19 protein-coding genes are annotated in these 16,822 nt (G+C 73.4%); 9 read left to right on the top strand and 10 right to left on the bottom strand.

From position 1 onward, the window contains the following. Positions 1-58: 58 nt before the first annotated feature. The 3 genes from ABME02_RS01410 to ABME02_RS01400 form a co-directional block, all read right to left on the bottom strand. Positions 59-1,081 (bottom strand): 1-aminocyclopropane-1-carboxylate deaminase, encoded by a 1,023-nt coding sequence (locus tag ABME02_RS01410; protein ID WP_353813476.1) that lies wholly within the window; start codon positions 1,079-1,081, stop codon positions 59-61. 11 nt (positions 1,082-1,092) lie between these two features. After that, the gene (locus ABME02_RS01405) at positions 1,093-1,815 is read right to left on the bottom strand and encodes a GntR family transcriptional regulator (protein ID WP_353813475.1); all 723 of its coding nucleotides are present in this window, start codon (positions 1,813-1,815) and stop codon (positions 1,093-1,095) included. A gap of 131 nt (positions 1,816-1,946) precedes the next feature. Further along, positions 1,947-2,435, bottom strand: coding sequence for a DUF3806 domain-containing protein (locus ABME02_RS01400; protein WP_353813474.1), 489 nt, complete (start codon positions 2,433-2,435; stop codon positions 1,947-1,949). Between the two features lie 124 nt (positions 2,436-2,559). On the opposite strand from ABME02_RS01400, the gene ABME02_RS01395 reads away from it, so the two are divergent. Then, positions 2,560-2,994, top strand: coding sequence for a VOC family protein (locus ABME02_RS01395; RefSeq protein WP_353813473.1), 435 nt, complete (start codon positions 2,560-2,562; stop codon positions 2,992-2,994). A gap of 41 nt (positions 2,995-3,035) precedes the next feature. Here the strand turns inward: ABME02_RS01395 and ABME02_RS01390 are convergent, their stop codons facing one another. Next, a complete protein-coding gene (locus tag ABME02_RS01390) occupies positions 3,036-3,506 on the bottom strand; it encodes a DUF805 domain-containing protein (RefSeq protein ID WP_353813472.1) in 471 nt (156 codons plus the stop codon). Between the two features lie 121 nt (positions 3,507-3,627). Between ABME02_RS01390 and ABME02_RS01385 the strand changes: the two genes are divergently transcribed. Both ABME02_RS01385 and ABME02_RS01380 read left to right on the top strand, forming a co-directional pair. Next, positions 3,628-5,172 (top strand): ATP-dependent DNA ligase, encoded by a 1,545-nt coding sequence (locus ABME02_RS01385; RefSeq protein WP_353813471.1) that lies wholly within the window; start codon positions 3,628-3,630, stop codon positions 5,170-5,172. Next, positions 5,169-5,606: a VOC family protein gene (locus ABME02_RS01380; RefSeq protein WP_353813470.1), complete on the top strand. Its 438-nt coding sequence runs from the start codon at positions 5,169-5,171 to the stop codon at positions 5,604-5,606. The genes ABME02_RS01385 and ABME02_RS01380 overlap by 4 nt, the downstream gene beginning before the upstream one ends. A 45-nt stretch (positions 5,607-5,651) precedes the next feature. On the opposite strand, the gene ABME02_RS01375 is transcribed toward ABME02_RS01380, so the two are convergent. After that, positions 5,652-6,269, bottom strand: a complete 618-nt coding sequence (locus ABME02_RS01375; RefSeq protein ID WP_353813469.1) for a dihydrofolate reductase family protein — start codon at positions 6,267-6,269, stop codon at positions 5,652-5,654. 185 nt (positions 6,270-6,454) lie between these two features. Between ABME02_RS01375 and ABME02_RS01370 the strand changes: the two genes are divergently transcribed. Beyond that, positions 6,455-7,255: a hypothetical protein gene (locus ABME02_RS01370; protein WP_353813468.1), complete on the top strand. Its 801-nt coding sequence runs from the start codon at positions 6,455-6,457 to the stop codon at positions 7,253-7,255. A gap of 99 nt (positions 7,256-7,354) precedes the next feature. On the opposite strand, the gene ABME02_RS01365 is transcribed toward ABME02_RS01370, so the two are convergent. After that, entirely contained in the window at positions 7,355-8,110 is a 756-nt protein-coding gene (locus ABME02_RS01365) for a hypothetical protein (protein WP_353813467.1), read from the bottom strand. Positions 8,111-8,341: 231 nt separating this feature from the next. Here ABME02_RS01365 and ABME02_RS01360 point away from each other — a divergent pair, with 231 nt between their 5' ends. From ABME02_RS01360 to ABME02_RS01345, 4 genes are all read left to right on the top strand, one after another. Continuing rightward, positions 8,342-9,592: a sensor histidine kinase gene (locus ABME02_RS01360; RefSeq protein WP_353813466.1), complete on the top strand. Its 1,251-nt coding sequence runs from the start codon at positions 8,342-8,344 to the stop codon at positions 9,590-9,592. Next, positions 9,589-10,287 (top strand): response regulator, encoded by a 699-nt coding sequence (locus ABME02_RS01355; RefSeq protein ID WP_353813465.1) that lies wholly within the window; start codon positions 9,589-9,591, stop codon positions 10,285-10,287. Before ABME02_RS01360 ends, ABME02_RS01355 begins: the two co-directional genes overlap by 4 nt. Positions 10,288-10,334: 47 nt before the next feature. Continuing rightward, a complete protein-coding gene (locus ABME02_RS01350; RefSeq protein WP_353813464.1) occupies positions 10,335-10,958 on the top strand; it encodes a histidine phosphatase family protein in 624 nt (207 codons plus the stop codon). 113 nt (positions 10,959-11,071) lie between these two features. Next, on the top strand, positions 11,072-11,623 hold the full coding sequence (locus tag ABME02_RS01345) for a hypothetical protein (RefSeq protein WP_353813463.1): 552 nt from the start codon (positions 11,072-11,074) through the stop codon (positions 11,621-11,623). A gap of 45 nt (positions 11,624-11,668) precedes the next feature. Here ABME02_RS01345 and ABME02_RS01340 read toward each other — a convergent pair whose 3' ends face one another. Next, a complete protein-coding gene (locus ABME02_RS01340; RefSeq protein WP_353813462.1) occupies positions 11,669-12,502 on the bottom strand; it encodes an alpha/beta hydrolase in 834 nt (277 codons plus the stop codon). A gap of 134 nt (positions 12,503-12,636) precedes the next feature. On the opposite strand from ABME02_RS01340, the gene ABME02_RS01335 reads away from it, so the two are divergent. Beyond that, positions 12,637-13,263: a TetR/AcrR family transcriptional regulator gene (locus ABME02_RS01335; RefSeq protein WP_353813461.1), complete on the top strand. Its 627-nt coding sequence runs from the start codon at positions 12,637-12,639 to the stop codon at positions 13,261-13,263. Between the two features lie 85 nt (positions 13,264-13,348). Here ABME02_RS01335 and ABME02_RS01330 read toward each other — a convergent pair whose 3' ends face one another. The 3 genes from ABME02_RS01330 to ABME02_RS01320 form a co-directional block, all read right to left on the bottom strand. Continuing rightward, positions 13,349-14,617 (bottom strand): endonuclease/exonuclease/phosphatase family protein, encoded by a 1,269-nt coding sequence (locus ABME02_RS01330; protein WP_353813460.1) that lies wholly within the window; start codon positions 14,615-14,617, stop codon positions 13,349-13,351. A gap of 101 nt (positions 14,618-14,718) precedes the next feature. Further along, positions 14,719-15,468: a maleylpyruvate isomerase N-terminal domain-containing protein gene (locus tag ABME02_RS01325; RefSeq protein WP_353813459.1), complete on the bottom strand. Its 750-nt coding sequence runs from the start codon at positions 15,466-15,468 to the stop codon at positions 14,719-14,721. Between the two features lie 73 nt (positions 15,469-15,541). Further along, complete coding sequence (locus tag ABME02_RS01320) at positions 15,542-16,786, bottom strand: ROK family transcriptional regulator (RefSeq protein ID WP_353813458.1); 1,245 nt, start codon at positions 16,784-16,786, stop codon at positions 15,542-15,544. Positions 16,787-16,822: the final 36 nt, after the last annotated feature.

Below are 16,822 nucleotides of genomic sequence, written 5' to 3'. Positions count from 1 at the left end.
GCCGCCGGCGCGCGGCCGACGATTCGCGCCACCTCGCCGCACCGCGGCGGCCTGCCGGTCAGTGGTAGCGGCCGGAGTAGGCGTTGACGGCGGGCTGGCCGCCGAGGTGGGCGTACAGCACGTTCGAGTGCCTCGGGATGTCGCCAGAGGAGACGAGCTCGATGAGCCCGGCCATCGACTTGCCCTCGTAGACGGGGTCGAGGATGACGCCCTCGAGGCTCCCGGTGAGCCGCATGGCCTCGTCGGTCGACTCGACCGGGATGCCGTAGTACTCGCCCGCCCAGCCCTCGAGCACCGTGATCTCGTCGTCGCGCAGCTCGCGGCCGAGCCCGATGGTCGACGCCGTGTTCCGCGCGATGCGCGCCACCTGGTCGCGCGTCTCGTCGACCTTCGCGGACGCGTCGATGCCGATGACGCGGCGCGGCCGGCCGCCGAAGTTCTGCTGAAGGTCGGCGAACCCCGCGATCATGCCGGCGTGGGTCGAACCGGTGACCGAGCACACCACGATCGTGTCGAAGAACACGCCGAGCGCCTCCTCCTGCGCCGCGACCTCGTGGGCCCAGTTCGCGAAGCCGAGGCCGCCGAGCGGGTGGTCGGACGCGCCGGCGGGGATCGCGTACGGCGTGCCGCCCGCGGCCTCGACATCCGAGATCGCCTGCTTCCACGAGTCGCGGAAGCCGATGCTGAAGCCCGCGGGGGAGAGGCGCACGTCGGCGCCCATGAGGCGCGAGAGCAGGATGTTGCCGACGCGGTCGTTCACCGAGTCGGGCCAGTCGACCCAGTGCTCCTGCACGAGCACGGCCTTCATGCCGAGGTGCGCGGCGACCGCGGCGACCTGGCGGGTGTGGTTCGACTGCACGCCGCCGATCGAGACGAGCGTGTCGGCGCCCTTCGCGAGCGCGTCGGGCACGAGGTACTCGAGCTTGCGGGTCTTGTTGCCGCCGAAGGCGAGGCCGGAGTTCACGTCCTCGCGCTTCATCCAGACCCGGGCTCCGCCGAGGTGCGCGCTCAGGCGGTCGACCGGATGGATCGGGCTCGGCCCGAATGTCAGCTGGTGGCGGGGGAAGTCGGCGAGGGCCATGGGTGTCTCCTTCAGGGGGTGGGCGTGACGGATGCCGCGGGCTCGCCCGCCGCGCCGTCGGCGACGGGCTCGTCATCGTCGTCGAGGTTCAGCAACCGGCCGAGGGTCGACCAGTTGTCGTGGGCGGCGGCGGCGGCATCGTCTGAGAGGCCGGCCGCGCAGAGCGCGATGATGCGGTCGTGGTCGGCGACCGAGCCGCGACCGGCGAGGGAGCCGAAGCGGGAGCGTTCCAGCCGGCGCAGGAGCGGGGTGACCTGTTCGAGCAGTCCCGGCAGGAGCGGGTTCGCGCTGGCCATCACGGCGACGCCGTGGAATGCGTCGTCGGCCGCGATCGCCGCGTCGACGTCGTCGTCGTGGAGCGCCCTGGCGAAGGCGGCGTTGGCGTTGCTCATCGCCTCGAGGTCGGCGGCGGTGAGCTGGGGGACCGCCTCGCGCACGGCCAGCGCGTGCAGCTCGGCCGCGATGCGCTGCGCGGCGAGCGCGGTGCGCGTGTCGAGGGGGGCGACGACGGTCTGCTTCGCGCGCCGGGTCTGGACGAGGCCCGCGGCCTCGAGGCGGGCGATCGCCTCGCGGATGGGCGTGCGGCTGACGCCCAGCCAGGCCTCGAGCTCGGGGTCGCGCAGGCGCTCGCCGGGTGCGAGCTCGCCCGAGACGATCGCGTCGCGCAGGTGCGCGTAGGCGTGGTCGCGCATCGACTTCGGGCGCTCGGCTGAGGCGAGGGCAGGCAGCGGCATGCAATATATTGCAGCGGATGCAGCGGCTCGCGTCAACCCCGAGCGTGACGTCGGGCTGCCCGAGATGTCGCGAATCGCTGCCCGACGAGGCGCGACCAGCCGCTCGCGTCACCTCGCGGTGCGGCGTCGACTCAGCGGCGCCGCGTGGTGCCGCCGTCGCCGTGCGCGAGCCGGCGCGCCTGCGTCAGGCGCTCGGCGGCCCGGACGAGGAACACCCCCGACGACTCCTCGGCGCGCCACTGCTCCTCGACGATGGCGATGGGGTGCAGGAGCACCTGGCCGCGGGGCTGGTACAGCGCCAGCTCGGGCCCGTGCGCATGCTCGGCGAGCCGCCACGACAGGCCCGTGCGACGGGCGACGTAGTCGCCGAACGCGGTGCCGAGGGCGTTGACCATGATGGCGGGATCGTCGCGCTCGGGCGGGTTGATGCGACGCCAGCCGGCCGACCATCGTTCGTAGAGCGCGCGCACCTGCTCGAGGTCGTCGGGGTCGGCGCCCGCGTCGGCGACCAGGGCGACGTGCGCGTCGATCCAGTCGCGTTCGGGTTCTCCGATCTCGACGAGCCGCGGCATCGGCGGCGCGTCGTCGACCGGCGCCGTCCGGCGCGAGAAGAGGGGCACCCGACGATTCTCCCCCCAACGACCGACCACGCGGTGCGAGGGGTGCCGGATGTCGTGCCCTCGGCGTAGCGTGTCGCGCATCCGCGCCGGCATCCGCCCGGCGCGACGCATCCGAGGGGGAACGATGGCCAACCTGGTCGTGCACTTCGAGATCCACGCGACCGAGCCGCAGCGGCTCGTCGACTTCTACGGCGACCTGCTGGGCTGGCGGTTCACGCAGTTCGGCGACATGCCGTACTGGACGATCGACACGGGAGAGGGGGCGATCGGCAACGTCGACGAGCAGCCCGGCATGGGCATCAACGGCGGTCTCACGCAGCGCGATGGGCCGGCCCCCGAGGTCGGCGCACCGGTCAACGGCTGCAACCTCGTCATCGGCGTCGACGGCAGCATCGACGAGGTCATGCGACGCGCCGTCGAGCTCGGCGCGACCGAGATGATGCCCGCGGAGGACATGCAGGGCGTCGGGCGCGTCGGCTACCTCATCGACCCCGACGGCAACGGCTTCGGGCTCATCTCGCCGGTGCTCTCCGACGGCACGAGCGCGATGGAAGGCTGAGAGAGGAGCGGCCCATCGGCCGCCGACCGTCCGCCCGCGGATCAGGCCGGGCGGTCGTAGCGGGCGCCCGACGGGCGACTCGGGAGGGCGAGGAACACGAGCAGGATGATCGGTCCGGCCAGGGGGATGAAGAGGAAGAGGAAGAACGGGCCCGGTCGATCGGAGTCGTGGAGCCGGCGCCAGCAGATGGCGAGGAACGGCACGGTGAGCGCGAGGGAGACGACGAGGCCGATGCTCCAGACGATCCAGTACCCCGGTGCGTACACGACGTCGCCGCCGTCGGTCAGCGACACCTTCGCGATCCCCGTGACGCTCAGCAGGCCCGAGATCGCCATGCCGGCGAGGATGTACGCGAGGTAGGTCCACCAGAACTCGCTCCGGCTCGCCCGACCAGTGAACGTCGCGTACTTCCGGAAGAAGCGCGAGATCGCCTGGACCATCGTCGCGCCGTACAGCGGCTGGTCCAGCGGCACGACGTCCGACGGACGGACGTTCGGGGAATCTGCGGACACGGGGCTCCTTCGGTCGATCCGTCGCGCCTCATGCACGCGCAGCCTCATCCTGCCCGCCGGATCTCCCGGACCACAAGGGAACGCGAGGGTTCGTGTCGGCGGGCGGTGCGAGGATGATCGGGTGCTGCTCGACGAGGTCGTGACGACGGTCGAGCGGGTCGCCTCCACGCGGTCGCGGCTCGCGAAGGTCGACGCGCTCGCGGGCCTGCTCGCCGGGCTCGCGCCCGACGAGATCGTGCCCACGGTCGGCTTCCTCTCCGCGAAGCCCCGCCAGGGGCGCGTCGGCGTCGGCTGGCGCACGCTCGAGGGCGGCCTCGGCGACCCGGCGGATGCCGCGACGCTGACGATCCTCGACGTCGACGACGCGCTCGACCGGCTCGCGAGCGCGGCCGGCTCGGGTTCGGCCGCCGAGCGGGCGCGCGTGCTCGCCGACCTCGGTGCGCGCGCGACGGCGCGCGAGCAGGGCTTCGTCTCGCGGGTGATCCTCGGCGAGCTCCGCACCGGCGCGCTCGAGGGGGTGCTGACCGACGCGATCGCGCGCGCCGCCGAGCGCCCGGGCGACGTGGTGCGTCGGGCCGCGATGCTGTCGGGCGACCTCGGCGAGACCGCGCGCATCGCGCTCACCGGTGCGCCGGGCGACCTCGAGGCGGTCGGGCTCCGGGTCGGCCGTCCGGTGCTGCCGATGCTCGCCGGCACCGCGCCGAGCGCCGCGGCCGCGCTCGAGCAGGCCGGCGAGGCGTCCGTCGAGTTCAAGCTCGACGGGGCGCGCATCCAGGTGCACCGTTCCGGCGACGACGTCCGGGTCTTCACGCGGAACCTCGCCGACATCACGCACCGCGTGCCCGAGGTCGTCGACGTCGTCCGCGGCTTCCCGGCGCGCGAACTGATCCTCGACGGCGAGACGCTCGCGCTCGACGAGGGCGGCGCGCCGCGCCCGTTCCAGGAGACGATGTCGCGATTCGGCGCCGAGGCCGCACGCGAGGTAGTGCTGCACCCGTGGTTCTTCGACGTGCTCCACGTCGACGGGCGCGACCTCATCGACGACCCGCTCGCCGCACGGCTCGCCGAGCTCGAGCGCGTGGCGGGCGAGCATCGTGTCCCGGGCGAGGTGACCGACGACCCCGAGGCCGCCGAGCGCGTGGCGCGCGACGCGCTCGCCGCCGGGCACGAGGGCGTCGTGGTCAAGGGCGTCGGCGCGCCGTATGCGGCGGGGCGTCGCGGCGCGAGCTGGATCAAGGTCAAGCCGGTGCTCACCTACGACCTCATCGTGCTCGGCGCTGAGTGGGGCTCGGGCCGGCGCACCGGCTGGCTGTCGAACCTGCAGCTCGGCGCCCGCGACCCCGAGGGCGAGTTCGGCGATCGCGGCGGGTTCGTCATGGTCGGCAAGACGTTCAAGGGGCTCACCGACGAGCTGCTGCGGTTCCAGACCGAGCGGTTCCCCGAGATCGAGACGCGGCGCACCGCGAGCACGGTGTTCGTGTCGCCCGTCACGGTCGTCGAGATCGCCATCGACGGCGTGCAGCGTTCGAGTCGCTATCCGGGCGGCGTCGCGCTGCGGTTCGCTCGCGTGAAGGGCTACCGGCCCGACAAGGAGCCGGGGGAGACGGACACGATCCAGACGCTGCGGGCGCTGCTCCGCGGCGGCGACGAAGGGGGCGCAGCATGACGGACGGCACGGGCACGGGCACAGGCGGCGACGGGTCGGCAGGTCGCGTGCGGCAGCTCCGCCTCGTCGTCGAGGCCGAGGACTTCGAGGCGGCACTCGAGTTCTTCCGCGACGTGCTCGGGATGCCCGAGCAGGAGGCCTACAGCGGCGAGGGCGGCGCCGAGGTGCGGATCCTCGACGCCGGACGCGCGACGCTCGAGCTCTCCAACCCCGCACAGGTCCGGTTCATCGACCGCGTCGAGACCGACGGAGGCCGGAGCGACCGCATCAGGATCGCGCTCGAGGTCGAGGACACCGTCGCGGTGACCGACGACCTCGTCGCCGGGGGCGCCGAGCTCGAGGCATCCGCTCGCGAGACGCCGTGGCGCTCGGTGAACGCGCGGGTGCGGGCGCCCGCAGGGCTGCAGCTCACGATCTTCCAGGAGCTCGACTGACCCGAACGTGTCGCCGGCGTCGGCCGGGCATCCGGTCGACCGACGTCAGCGCCCTTCGGGATCCATGTCGATGCCCGTCACGGGTACGCCCGCACGCTCGTACACGAGCGAGATCGCACCCTTCGGGAACGCGACGGGCGGCTGGGCGAGCGTGAACGCCGCGGGCACGGTGCCCGAGTCGAACAGTCGCTTGCCGCTGCCGAACGCGATCGGGTAGAGGTACAGGTTCAAGCGGTCCACGAGGTCGGCGGCGAGCAGCGACCGTGCGAGGGCGCCGCTGCCGATCACGTGGATCTCCTCGAAGCGGTCCGTGATCGCGGGGACCTCGGCCGCGACATCCGTCACGACCGTCGTGTTCGCCCACGCGGGGTCGGTCAGGGTGTGCGACGCGACGAACTTCGGCACCGCCTCGAACTTCGCGCCGATCGGGGTGTCGGTGTGGCGCGGCCAGTAGTCGGCGAAGATGTCGTACGTCGTGCGCCCCAGCATCAGCGCGTCGAGACGGTCGATGCCGGCGCCGATCACCTCGCCCGACTTCTCGTCGATGTACGGCGCCTGCCACCCGCCGAATGCGAAGCCGCCCTCGGGGTCCTCCTCGGCGGCACCCGGGGCCTGGTAGACCCCGTCGAGCGTGATGAACAGGTCGACGGCGAGGATGCCCATGGTCGTGCTCCTTCCCGGACGACACGGTAGCCCTCGGTCCCGCGTGGGTCGAGGGGTTGCGCGGGACGGAGTACCCGTCGGCGTCGCCCCGGGTCGGCGTAGCATCGAGCCGCCTCGGTCCCGCGGCGACTCGACCGGGGCCGCGGCGGCGAACGTCCGTCGCGGGCCTCCACGGGAGGTGGACCATGAGGTCGCGACCCTGGACGCACGTCCCCGTCGTCGCGCTGGTCGCGACCACGGGCATCCTGCTCGCCGGCTGCACCGACGGCAGCGGATCGGATGCCTCGCCGGGCGATCTCCCGCAGGGGGACGCGCACGTCGAACTCGACCCCGCCGAGTTCAGCCCCGACATCGACCATCCGTACTGGCCGATGACCCCGGGCTCGCAGTGGGAGTACCGCGAGCTCGACGGCGAGGGTGGCGAGTTCCGGGTCGTCGTCACCGTCACGACCGACACGCGCGAGATCGCGAACGGCGTGACGGCCCGCGTCGTCCGCGACACCGTGACGACCCTCGACGGCGAGATCGTCGAGGACACCCTCGACTGGTACGCGCAGCACGAGGACGGATCGGTCTGGTACCTGGGAGAGGACACCGCCGAGTTCGAGGACGGCGAGGTCGTCTCGACCGGCGGATCGTTCGAGGCCGGCGTCGACGGCGCGGAGGCGGGAGTCCTGCTCCCCGGGGACCCGCAGCCCGGCCAGGCGTATCGGCAGGAGCACCTCTCGGGTGAGGCCGAGGACGAGGGCGAGGTGCTCCGGGTCGGCGAGCGTGCGGAGGCACCCTACGGCGCGTTCGCTGACGTGCTCGTCACCCGTGACACGACCCCGCTCGACCCGGAGGTCGTCGAGTACAAGTTCTACGCGCGCGATGTCGGGCCGCTGCTCGCGCTCGACATCGCCGGCGGCGCCGGCCGCGAGGAGCTCGTCCAGGTTCGGACCGTCCCGGACGGGACGGGGACCGGTCCGCTCGGCGAGCCGGGCTGACCGGGTCCGCGTCCGAACGAGGGGTGCGTCATCCGCGGCGTGCACGAGCGGATGCCGCGGGCAGCACCCTGCGGCATCCGCTCGCTGCGATCCCGCGGCTCAGGCGTCGCGCACCCGACGATCGGCGCGCACGCGGCCGAGCACGCGGACCCCCGCGAGCATCAGCACCGCGAGCATCGGGAGCGTGCCGAGCGCGGGGAGGATCGGGATCGAGTAGGGCAGGAACAGCATGCCCGCGTACCCGGCGACGAGGGCCGGGATGCTCCACCAGCCGAGCACTCCGGCGCGAGCGAGGCCGATCGCGGCGACGATCAGGCCGACCGAGATGAGCGGCGCGAGGCCGAAGCTGAGCTGGAACGCCGGGTGGCCGAGCACGGCGTCCGAGATGTCGGCCGCGGCCTCGAGGTAGAGCGTGCGGCCGAGCTCGAGGTGCATCCAGTCGGCGAACAGTGCGCCCGAGTTGCCGAGCAGTGCGACCGCGGCGAGCAGCCCGCCGATCACCGCGGCGACCGCGCCGCGGGTGCCGCGCACGAGCCACGGCAGTGCGAGCACGCCGACCCCCATGAGCAGGTTGCCGTAGTGCAGGAGCACGGCCGATACCTGGGTGAGCGTGGAATCGAGCGCGAGCGAGGTGATGTACGAGACCTTGTCGTCGCCCTCCTGCACCGGCGAGGTCGCGAGCCCGGCGAAGAACAGGGCCGGTCCGGCGATGAGCGCGATGGCACCCGCAACCGCGAGCGCGCGGTGCGTCGGCGGCACGGCCGGCGCGGGGCGGGCGGGTCGGGACGTCAGCGGTGCATCGGTCGGCCGCTGTTCGGCGGCGCCGGCAGTGGAGTCGAGCGTTTCGGTGGTCATGGCGTGGTCCTCCCGGGTCGGTGTGCCGGCTCGGTCGAGGCGGCGGTCATCACGCTAGGAATCGGCGGTGGTGCCGGTCTGCCGCCGGGCGGCCCGACCGTTCGGACCGTGAGGAGGACGTGCAGCCGTGCCGTGTCGTCCACGAGGATGACCGCTCCGGCGGCGCCCGTCGCCTAGCGTTGAGCCACCGCGCGGTCCGGCCCCGGTCCGCGACGACGATGAGGAGTCGCCATGCCCCGATCCGCCCGACTGATCCCGGTGCTCGCCGCGGTGGGTTTCGCGGTGCTCGGCGCGGTCGAGATCGCACTCGACCCGGGCTTCCGTTCGGCGCCGCTCGCGCTCGCCCTCGTGCTGCTGCCGGTCGTCTCGGGGACACTGCTCGCGACGGTGGCGCCGATCGCCGGCACCGCCGTCGCGTCCCTCATGTTCCCCGTCGCGACTGCCGTCGGACTGGGCGGCCCGACCGGCGTCGGCGTCCTCGCCTGCTTCCTGCTCCCGGGGTGGGCGGCCTTCCGCCGACCGCCGCGACGCTCGTGGATCGCCCCGGCCTCGGTGCAGCTCCTCGCGACCGTCGGCGTCGCGATCGGCGGGGCGCTGTCCGCGAGCGTCGGCGGGGAATTGGCCGCACCGGCGTCGCGCGACCTCGCCGCCGCGGTCTGGGAGAACCTGTTCTTCGCCTCGCTCGCGTGGGTGTCGTGGGCCGTGGGCCTGGTCGCCCGCGGGGCGCGGGACCGGGCCGATCGGCTGGGGAGGCTCGCGGCCGCGCTGGATGCGGAGCGCGAAGCGCGCGAGCACGCCGCGCTCGTCGACGAGCGCCAGCGCATCGCGCGCGAGATCCACGACGCCGTCGCTCATTCGGTGAGCGTGATGACCCTCCAGGTGGGCGCCGTGCGTTCGACGCTCTCGCCGGATGCCCCGCAGGCCGAGATGCTGCGCGGCATCGAACGGCTCGGACGCGAGTCGGTCGCCGAACTGCGGACCCTCGTCGGCATCCTGCGCGACACCGACGACGTGCCGCCCGCCGCACCGCCCAGCGTGGCGCGTGCGGGCGAACTCGTCGATGAGGTGCGCGCTGCGGGGCTCGAGGTCGCGTTCGAGCAGCGAGGCGACCCGGGCGACCTGCCGCGTGGTGTCGACGTGTCGGCGTACCGGGTGCTCCAGGAGGCACTGACCAACGTGCTGCGCCATGCTCCCGGCGCCCGCACGACCGTCGCGGTCGAGCGGACGGACGGTGCGCTCGTCGTGGCGGTCTCGAACACGGCGCCCGAGCCGGTTCCGGTGGGCGCCGGGGGCGCGGCGAGCGGCGCGGCGCAGGCGCGGCCGGCGCCGCCCGGCGGTTCCGTCGCACCCGCGATCGGCGGTCATGGACTCGTCGGAATGCGCGAGCGCGTGGCGATGTTCCACGGGCGCTTCTCAGCGGGACCCGGCGACGACGGCGGGTTCGACGTGCGCGCCGAGTTCCCGCTGGAGGCGACCCGATGACGGATGCCGCGGCGCAGGGCGCTCCGACCGCCGCGCCGATCCGCGTGGTCCTCGCCGACGATGAGGCCATGGTCCGCGCGGGCCTGCGCATGCTCCTCGAGCACCAGCCCGACATCGTCGTCGTGGGGGAGGCGGCCGACGGTCTCGACGCGGTCGCCGCGGTGCGCCGGACCCGGCCCGACGTGGTGCTCCTCGACATTCGGATGCCGCGCAGCGACGGCATCACGGCGGCGCGGGAGATCCTCGAGGGAACGGACGCGCGGGTCGTGATCCTCACGACGTTCGACGACGACGAGCAGCTCGCGGCCGCGCTCCGCGTGGGCGTGAGCGGGTTCCTGTTGAAGGTCGCCCCGCCCGAACAGCTCCTCGCGGCGGTCCGGAGCGTTGCCGCGGGCAACGCGCTCCTCGACCCGGCCGTGACGGTCCGAGTGATCGAGTCGTTCGCGGCCGCGCCGCGCGTGCGCCCCGACCTGGCGGCGCGGCTGGCCACGCTCACCGAGCGCGAGCGGGACGTGTTGGTCGAGGTCTCGGCGGGCTACTCGAACGCCGAGATCGCCGCACGGCTCTACCTCGGTGAGACGACGGTGAAGACGTACGTGTCGCGTGCGCTCGCGAAGCTCGGCCTGCGCGATCGCGTGCAGGCCGTCGTCTTCGCGTACGAGAGCGGCCTGGTCAGGCCCGGCGCCGCCGACTGACCGTCCATGCGGCATCCGCCCAGCGGGCGCCGCCTAGGCTGGAACCCATGCATCTCGCCCTCGTCCGCCACGGACAGACCGACTGGAACCTCCGCGGGCTCATGCAGGGCCGCACCGACATCCCGCTGAACGACACCGGGCGCGCGCAGGCCGAGCAGGCGGCGCGCACGCTCGACCCGGCCGACTGGGACGTCGTCGTGAGCTCGACCCTCGGGCGCGCGCGCGAGACCGCCGCGATCGTCGCCGAGGGGCTCGGCCTGCCAGTCGTCGGCGAGTACGACGACCTCGTGGAGCAGGACTTCGGCGACGCGGAGGGCACGCTCGTCTCGCAGATCGACGAGCGGTGGCCGGGCCGCGAGTTCCCCGGCAAGGAGCCCGAGCACGAGGTCGGCCCGCGCGGGGCGCGAGCGCTCGAGCGCATCGCGGCCGACCACGCCGGGGCGCGGGTGCTCGCCGTCGCGCACGGCACGCTGATCCGTCACGTGCTCGGCGAGCTCAGCGGCCACGACGCCCGCACGTACCCCAAGCTCGACAACCTGTCGGTCTCGCGTGTCAGGCGAGCGGATGCCGCGTGGCAGGTGCTGACGGTCGGCGGCACGCCGTTCGACGAGGTGCTGCCGTGGCTGCTCCCGGCCGGCGCCGACGACGAGGCGCTCGGCCGCACCGCCTGAACGCCCAAGCGGAGCGTGGCGCCGAGCGCGTCGTGTTGCGATCCCGGAACGATCGTGCGACGGGCCGATGACGCCCCTCCCGGAGCCGGCCCGACCGGACGTATGATCCGGAAATGGAGGCACCCGGCAGCACCACCCTCGTCGTCGTCGGCGACGATTCCGGTGCTGCGATCGGATCCCTCGCCGGTCTCGCGAACGTCGAGAGCGCGACGTTCGCCGAGATGACGGAGGCCACGGACGCCGAGGTGGTCACCTGGTCGGCGACCTCGCACGCGCCGTTCGTGGTGCACGACCGCGACCCGCTCGGTCACGTGGCATCCGCCTGGGTGGAGTTCTACGACGAGCGGTCGACCCTCGGCGTGCTGCAGCTCGAGATCGAGCAGGTGATCGACGCGGTCGCCAGGCACGAGCTGCGGGTGCCCGACTACTACGTCGTGCTCGAGCCCGAGTCGCTGCGCGGCACGTGGATGCACTGGTGGCTGGGCGTCGTGGCCGCGGCCTCGCCCAATCGGGTGCTGCCGTGGGAGCCGGGCGACGCGCCGCTCGCCGGGCTCATCCGGCGGCTGCCGACGGCGCGAGCGTGGCCCGACGTCGACCGCTGGCTCCCGGGCGTCGTGAAGGCCGTGCCCGATCGGTTCGGACCCGGCCTTCCCGGCGCGGCCTGATCGGCCGCGTGAGCCGAGCGGCGAGCGGCGCGCAGTGCGCGGGGCTCACGCCGCGGCAGGCTGCGCCTCGGCGTGCTCGAGGGCCCAGGCCAGCGCGAAGTCGGCGACCTCCTCCCAGCCGTCCTGGCTGACGATCCGGTGGGTGCGGCCGGCGAATTCGCGGTAGTCGACGACGGCCGGGCTGCCGGTGTTCCGGTACTTCCGCACGATCGCCCGGCCGATGGCCGGCGGCACGACGTGGTCGATCTCGCCGCTGATGACGAGCAGCGGCGCCCGGTCGGCGCGGTCGTAGTCGACGTGCGTGACGCCGCCCTTCTCGTTCAGGGTCGACGCGACGCCCTCGAAGAAGACGCGGTTGTAGCTGTTGACGGCGTAGTCCTCCCAGATGCGGTCGGAGGCCTCGCGGCTGAGGTCGTTGCCGAAGGTGAAGTGGAAGTGCGCCTTCGAGATCGGCGTGGCGCCGTTCCGGTCGAAGGGGTTCGAGAGGATCGGGAAGCCGGTGCGGAGGGTCGAGGGCGGCAGCGTCGTGACGCCCGCGGTCTGGCCGGGGGTGACGCCGACGTACGCGACGCCGAGCCCGCGGTCGGCGAGCATCTGGGTGATGACGCCGCCGAACGAGTGGCCCATGATGATGGGCCTCTGCGGCAGCGCGCGGATGATCGCCTCGTAGTGGTCGGCGATCTGCTCCAGGCCGATGCCCTTCAGCGGTTCGGGGTTCGAGCGGATGTCGGCGACCGACCGGTCGTCGATGCCGGGCCAGCCGGGGACGATGACGTCGTGCCCGAGCGAGCGGAAGCGCTCGGCCCAGGTGTCCCAGCTCTTCGGGGTCATCCAGAGCCCGTGGATGAGGACGATGGGGGTCTTCGCGGTGGTGGTCATGGGTCCTGCTCCTCGTGGTTCGTGCGGTCCTGTGAAGTAGAACGATCGTTCTATCTTGTTGTATTCCCAGACCGTACTCACGCAGCCGGGCCGATGTCAAGCATAAAGAGAAAGATCGTTCTATCATGTTCGTCATGGCTGCACGAACGACCTCCAGCGGCGCCTCCGCCGCACGCGAGCGACTGCTCGCGACCGCGAGCGAGCTCTTCTACCGCGAGGGCATCCACTCGGTCGGCGTCGACCGCATCGTGGGCGAGGCGGGCGTGACGCGCGCGACGTTCTACCGGCACTTCCCGAGCAAGGAGGATCTCGTCGAGGCCTACCTCGGCGTCGAGGACGCGAACATCCGCGCCGCGTTCGACGCCGCAGAGGCGGCCGGCGCCGCGCCGCGCGAACTCGTCGGACTCGTCATCGACGGGCTCGCCGACGACATCGCGCGCCACCACACGCGCGGCTGCCCGTTCATCAACGCCGCGGCCGAGTACCCCGACGCCGACAGCGGCGTGCGCCGGGCCGTCGCCGCCCACCGCGAATGGTTCCGGTCCGAGCTCGAGCACGTGCTCGAGGCGGCGGATGCTCCCGACCCCCGCCTCGGCGCGGCCGAACTGGTGCTCGTCCGCGACGCCGCGATGGTCGGCGGGTACCTCGACGGGTGGGAGCGCGTTCGGCCCGCGTTCGTGGCGTCCGCCCACCGGGCCGCCGGGCTGCCGATGCCGGCGTCGGCGCCGCCGGCCGACGCAGCGACGCCGACCGGCGGCTGAGTCGCCGACCGGCGCCCGAGTCGCCGACGGCGCGTCGAACGGCCCGCTCCTCGTGAGGGACGGGCCGTTCGAACGGACTGTCGGGTCAGCCGCGCACGTGCACGTCGACCCACACGAGCCGGTGGTCGCTCGACGGGAACGGGAACGTGCCGGTGAGCGCCGAGAGCGGGTCGGCCTGGACCGGCCAGAACACGCCCGCGTCGGCGACACGGAGGTCCTTCGACGGAAGCACGTAGTCGGCGCGCAGGTTCCCGGGCGCCGGGTTGTCGTTGAAGTCGGCCGTGTCGTAGGCCGGGTCGCCCACGTGCGTCAGGTTCGCGCCGCCCTGGAGCGCGGCGGCCTCGACGGCCCCCTCCGACATGGGCAGCGGGTCGGTGATGCGCGGGTGCTCGAGCAGCTGCTGGATCGCGTCATCCGTCGAGTCGCCGTCGAGCGGGTCGGCGTTCTGGTCGCCCAGGATCACGAACGACGAGCCCGGGGTCAGGCCGCCGGTCGCGCCGGCGTCGTCGTAGATGTACGACGAGGCCGCGCCCGGCCTCACGTAGTCGGCCCAGAAGCGGATCTCGTCGTGGTTGCGCGTGCCGTTGCGGTCCTCGGCGCCGTCGAACGTGGGCGGCGTCGGGTGCGAGGCGAGCACGTGCACCGTGCGACCGCCGATCTCGACCGGGACGTCCCAGTGAGACTTGCTGGAGAGGCGGAAGACGTCGAGCTCCTCGGGCGAGTACCAGTCGGCCGGTGCCTCCGTGCTCGGGTCGTCCGGCAGCAGGGCCCCGGGCATGTCCTTCCACAGGAAGTGCTGGAACGTCCGAACGGCGCCCTCGTCGATCGGGTGCTTCGAGAGCACGGCCATGCCGTACTGGCCGGGGAAGAAGCCGAAGCCGAACGCGTCGTCGCCGCCGCCGATGACGCCGTTGTTGTTGAGGTCGAACCCGCTCGGCACGCCGGTGTTCGAGGGCGCGACGAACGCGTACGGATACTCGACCGGGTCGGCCCCGCCCTGCGAGACCTCGAGGTAGTTGTCGCGGAACAGGTCGACCGCGACCCCGCCCTCGACGTAGTCGAACTCGTTGAGCAGCACGATGTCGGGGTTCGCGCGCTGGATGACCTCGGCGACGGTCTTCGCCTGCGCGTTCGCGCCCGTCGACAGGTCGGCCACGAGCTGGCCCTCGAAGTTGCGGTTGAGCGACAGGTTGTACGTGGCGACGCGGACGGTGTCGGCGCGCCCGGGTTCGCCGCCGGGCGCGGCGTGCGCCGGTGCGGCGACGACGGAGGCGCCCAGCGCGAGCGCCGCGACGGATGCGGCGACGAGCGGGGTGCGGCGTGCGGTGCTGGGGCGATCGGGTCTCATGGACATGCGAGCTCCTCTGCTGGCGTTCGGATCCGCGCTCAGGCTAGGCCGCTCCGGTGACGTCCGGAAGAACCCCGCGCGAACGAGCAGCGCCGCGTCGCGCGTGCTCAGAGGTGCACGGGCGTCGTCGCGAGGGCGGTCGCCACGTCGACGTCCCCGTCGACGCGGAACCGGCCGTCGTCAGCGACGAGGTCCGCGCGCTCCCAGAGCAGCAGCGCGAGGTCGCCGACCTCGGCCGAGATCGTCGCGGCGACGGGTGGGGCGGATGCCGCGTCCGCCGGCTCCCGTTCGAGGACCCACTGCGGGGAGACGCGCCACGCGTCGGCGGTGTCGGTCGCGACGAGCGCGACCGGCCCGGCGAGTGGGTCGATGCCGCGTCGGCGCGCCTCGGCCATGAACACGTCGCCGAACTCGTCGACGGCGTCCGCCCGGCCGAGGGGGTCGACCTCGGGCGGGAACCGCGGATCGGCGTCGCGAGCCGTGCGGAGGTCCCACAGGTGCTTCGTCGCCTCGTGCGCCATCCGTCGCTGCCAGAACCGGACCGTGCCGGTCGCGCCGTACAGGACGGGGACGACGCGCTCGGGGTCGGAGCCCTCGAGCGTGCGCGTGAGCTGCTGGGCGCCCTCGAGGAACCACGCGGCACGGTCCGCGCCCTCCGGCCGCCGGAATGCGCGCCGATCGGCGGGCGCTCCCGTCCGCGCCTGCTCGGCGGCCCATCGCTGGATGGTGCCGAGGTGGTCGACGATCCGGCCCGCCGTCGGCCAGATCGCCGAGCGCACCTGCGCCTCGGGGTCGGTCAGCGCGGCCTCTCGGGCGAACGCGTCCACGACGGCGTGGAGATCGGCGAGGGAACTCATGGGTCCATCCTGCCCGCAGGCGCCGCCGGACCGCACGGGGCTCGGCGCTGCCGACGGAGCAGGTCGGCTCGGGTCAGGCAGCGCCGCGCGAGGTCGGCCTGAGGTCCAGCGCGCGGGCCCGGACGGCGGCGAGCGCATGCTCGATCGCTCCGGATGTCACGCAGTCCTCGCCGAGCGCCGAGGTGCGCAGCTCCGGCGCGCTCGGATCGTCGCTCTCCTCGATCAGCCGCGCGGCGCGGTCGATCACCATCGGGAGCGAGCGGCTCGCTGCGCCGCTGACGATGATGCGGTCGACGTCGAGGAGGTCGCCGACGACGAGGCAGATGCGGGCCAGGCGCGCCGCCAGGCGCGCGACGATCTCGCCGGCCACCGGATCGCCCGCCGACGCGGCCGCGCCGACCTGCGCCTCGTCGACGGCTCCCGGGTCGAGGCGTCCGAGCGCGCTGTCGGGGTCCACGCCGGCGTGCAGCGCCTCGGTCGCCCATCGCCTGGCGAGCAGGGCGAGTCCGTCGGGCGAGCCGACGCCCTCGACGTGGTCGAGGAACCGGAGTTCGCCGGCTCCGCCTCGGCGCCCGCGGACGAGCCGGCCGTCGATCATGAGGCCGGCTCCGAGGCCCTCGCCGACGATCAGCGCGATGAAGGAGTCCACGTCGCGTCCGCCGCCGCCTGTGGCCGAGCGTTCGGCGATGGCGGCGAGGTTGGCGTCGTTCTCGACGACGACGATCTCGGCATCGCGCGCGAAGAGTTCGGCGTACCCGGGATTGGTCAGGTTCCAGAACCAGTCGTCGGCCGGAGAGACGCCGTCGACGTCGACCGGCGCCGGGACGGCCACGACGATCGCGACGACGTCCTCGGCGGCGACCCCGGCCGCCCGCCGGGCCTCGTCGACGACGGTCCGTGCGAGCGCACGCCGCTGATCGGCATCGGCGAGCCGCTCGGTGCGGCCGGGCTCCGCCGCGGCGATCGAGGCGGAGCGCCGAGCGAGGGGGGTGCCGCGCAGGTCGGCGACGGTCGCGGCGACGTGGTCGTAGCCGGCGTCGAGGCCGACGACGGCGGCGGCGCGCTCCCGGAGCGAGTACCGGCGGGCCGGACGTCCCTTCGTGTAGGTGCCGAACGCCCGGGCGTCCTCGAGTTCGGTCAGCCAGCCCATGCGCACGAGCTCATCGCAGAGGCCGATCACGGTCGACCGGGTGAGCCCGGTCTCGGCCATCACGTCGGCGGCCGTGAAGGCGCCCGCCTGCCATGCGTGCTCGAGCACCCGGCGTGCATTGACGCGCCGCAGCACCTGAGGTGACGTCGCGACGTCGTTCTCGCCCATGTCCTTGACCTTTCCCGATCCCTCCGTCATTATTTA

The organism is Agromyces zhanjiangensis (assembly GCF_040496055.1).
In the GTDB taxonomy this organism is placed as follows: Bacteria; Actinomycetota; Actinomycetes; order Actinomycetales; family Microbacteriaceae; genus Agromyces; species Agromyces zhanjiangensis.
The sequence above is the reverse complement of the archived record's forward strand: the minus strand, read 5'-3'. Positions and strand labels throughout refer to the sequence as shown.

Bases quoted from the DNA above. Each gene is read 5' to 3' on its own strand.
- ABME02_RS01410 (WP_353813476.1), bottom strand. From the start codon at position 1,081: ATGGCCCTCGCCGACTTCCCCCGCCACCAGCTGACATTCGGGCCGAGC.
- ABME02_RS01405 (WP_353813475.1), bottom strand. From the start codon at position 1,815: ATGCCGCTGCCTGCCCTCGCCTCAGCCGAGCGCCCGAAGTCGATGCGC.
- ABME02_RS01395 (WP_353813473.1), top strand. From the start codon at position 2,560: ATGGCCAACCTGGTCGTGCACTTCGAGATCCACGCGACCGAGCCGCAG.
- ABME02_RS01380 (WP_353813470.1), top strand. From the start codon at position 5,169: ATGACGGACGGCACGGGCACGGGCACAGGCGGCGACGGGTCGGCAGGT.
- ABME02_RS01375 (WP_353813469.1), bottom strand. From the start codon at position 6,269: ATGGGCATCCTCGCCGTCGACCTGTTCATCACGCTCGACGGGGTCTAC.
- ABME02_RS01370 (WP_353813468.1), top strand. From the start codon at position 6,455: ATGAGGTCGCGACCCTGGACGCACGTCCCCGTCGTCGCGCTGGTCGCG.
- ABME02_RS01365 (WP_353813467.1), bottom strand. From the start codon at position 8,110: ATGACCACCGAAACGCTCGACTCCACTGCCGGCGCCGCCGAACAGCGG.
- ABME02_RS01360 (WP_353813466.1), top strand. From the start codon at position 8,342: ATGCCCCGATCCGCCCGACTGATCCCGGTGCTCGCCGCGGTGGGTTTC.
- ABME02_RS01355 (WP_353813465.1), top strand. From the start codon at position 9,589: ATGACGGATGCCGCGGCGCAGGGCGCTCCGACCGCCGCGCCGATCCGC.
- ABME02_RS01350 (WP_353813464.1), top strand. From the start codon at position 10,335: ATGCATCTCGCCCTCGTCCGCCACGGACAGACCGACTGGAACCTCCGC.
- ABME02_RS01345 (WP_353813463.1), top strand. From the start codon at position 11,072: ATGGAGGCACCCGGCAGCACCACCCTCGTCGTCGTCGGCGACGATTCC.
- ABME02_RS01340 (WP_353813462.1), bottom strand. From the start codon at position 12,502: ATGACCACCACCGCGAAGACCCCCATCGTCCTCATCCACGGGCTCTGG.
- ABME02_RS01335 (WP_353813461.1), top strand. From the start codon at position 12,637: ATGGCTGCACGAACGACCTCCAGCGGCGCCTCCGCCGCACGCGAGCGA.
- ABME02_RS01330 (WP_353813460.1), bottom strand. From the start codon at position 14,617: ATGTCCATGAGACCCGATCGCCCCAGCACCGCACGCCGCACCCCGCTC.
- ABME02_RS01325 (WP_353813459.1), bottom strand. From the start codon at position 15,468: ATGAGTTCCCTCGCCGATCTCCACGCCGTCGTGGACGCGTTCGCCCGA.
- ABME02_RS01320 (WP_353813458.1), bottom strand. From the start codon at position 16,786: ATGGGCGAGAACGACGTCGCGACGTCACCTCAGGTGCTGCGGCGCGTC.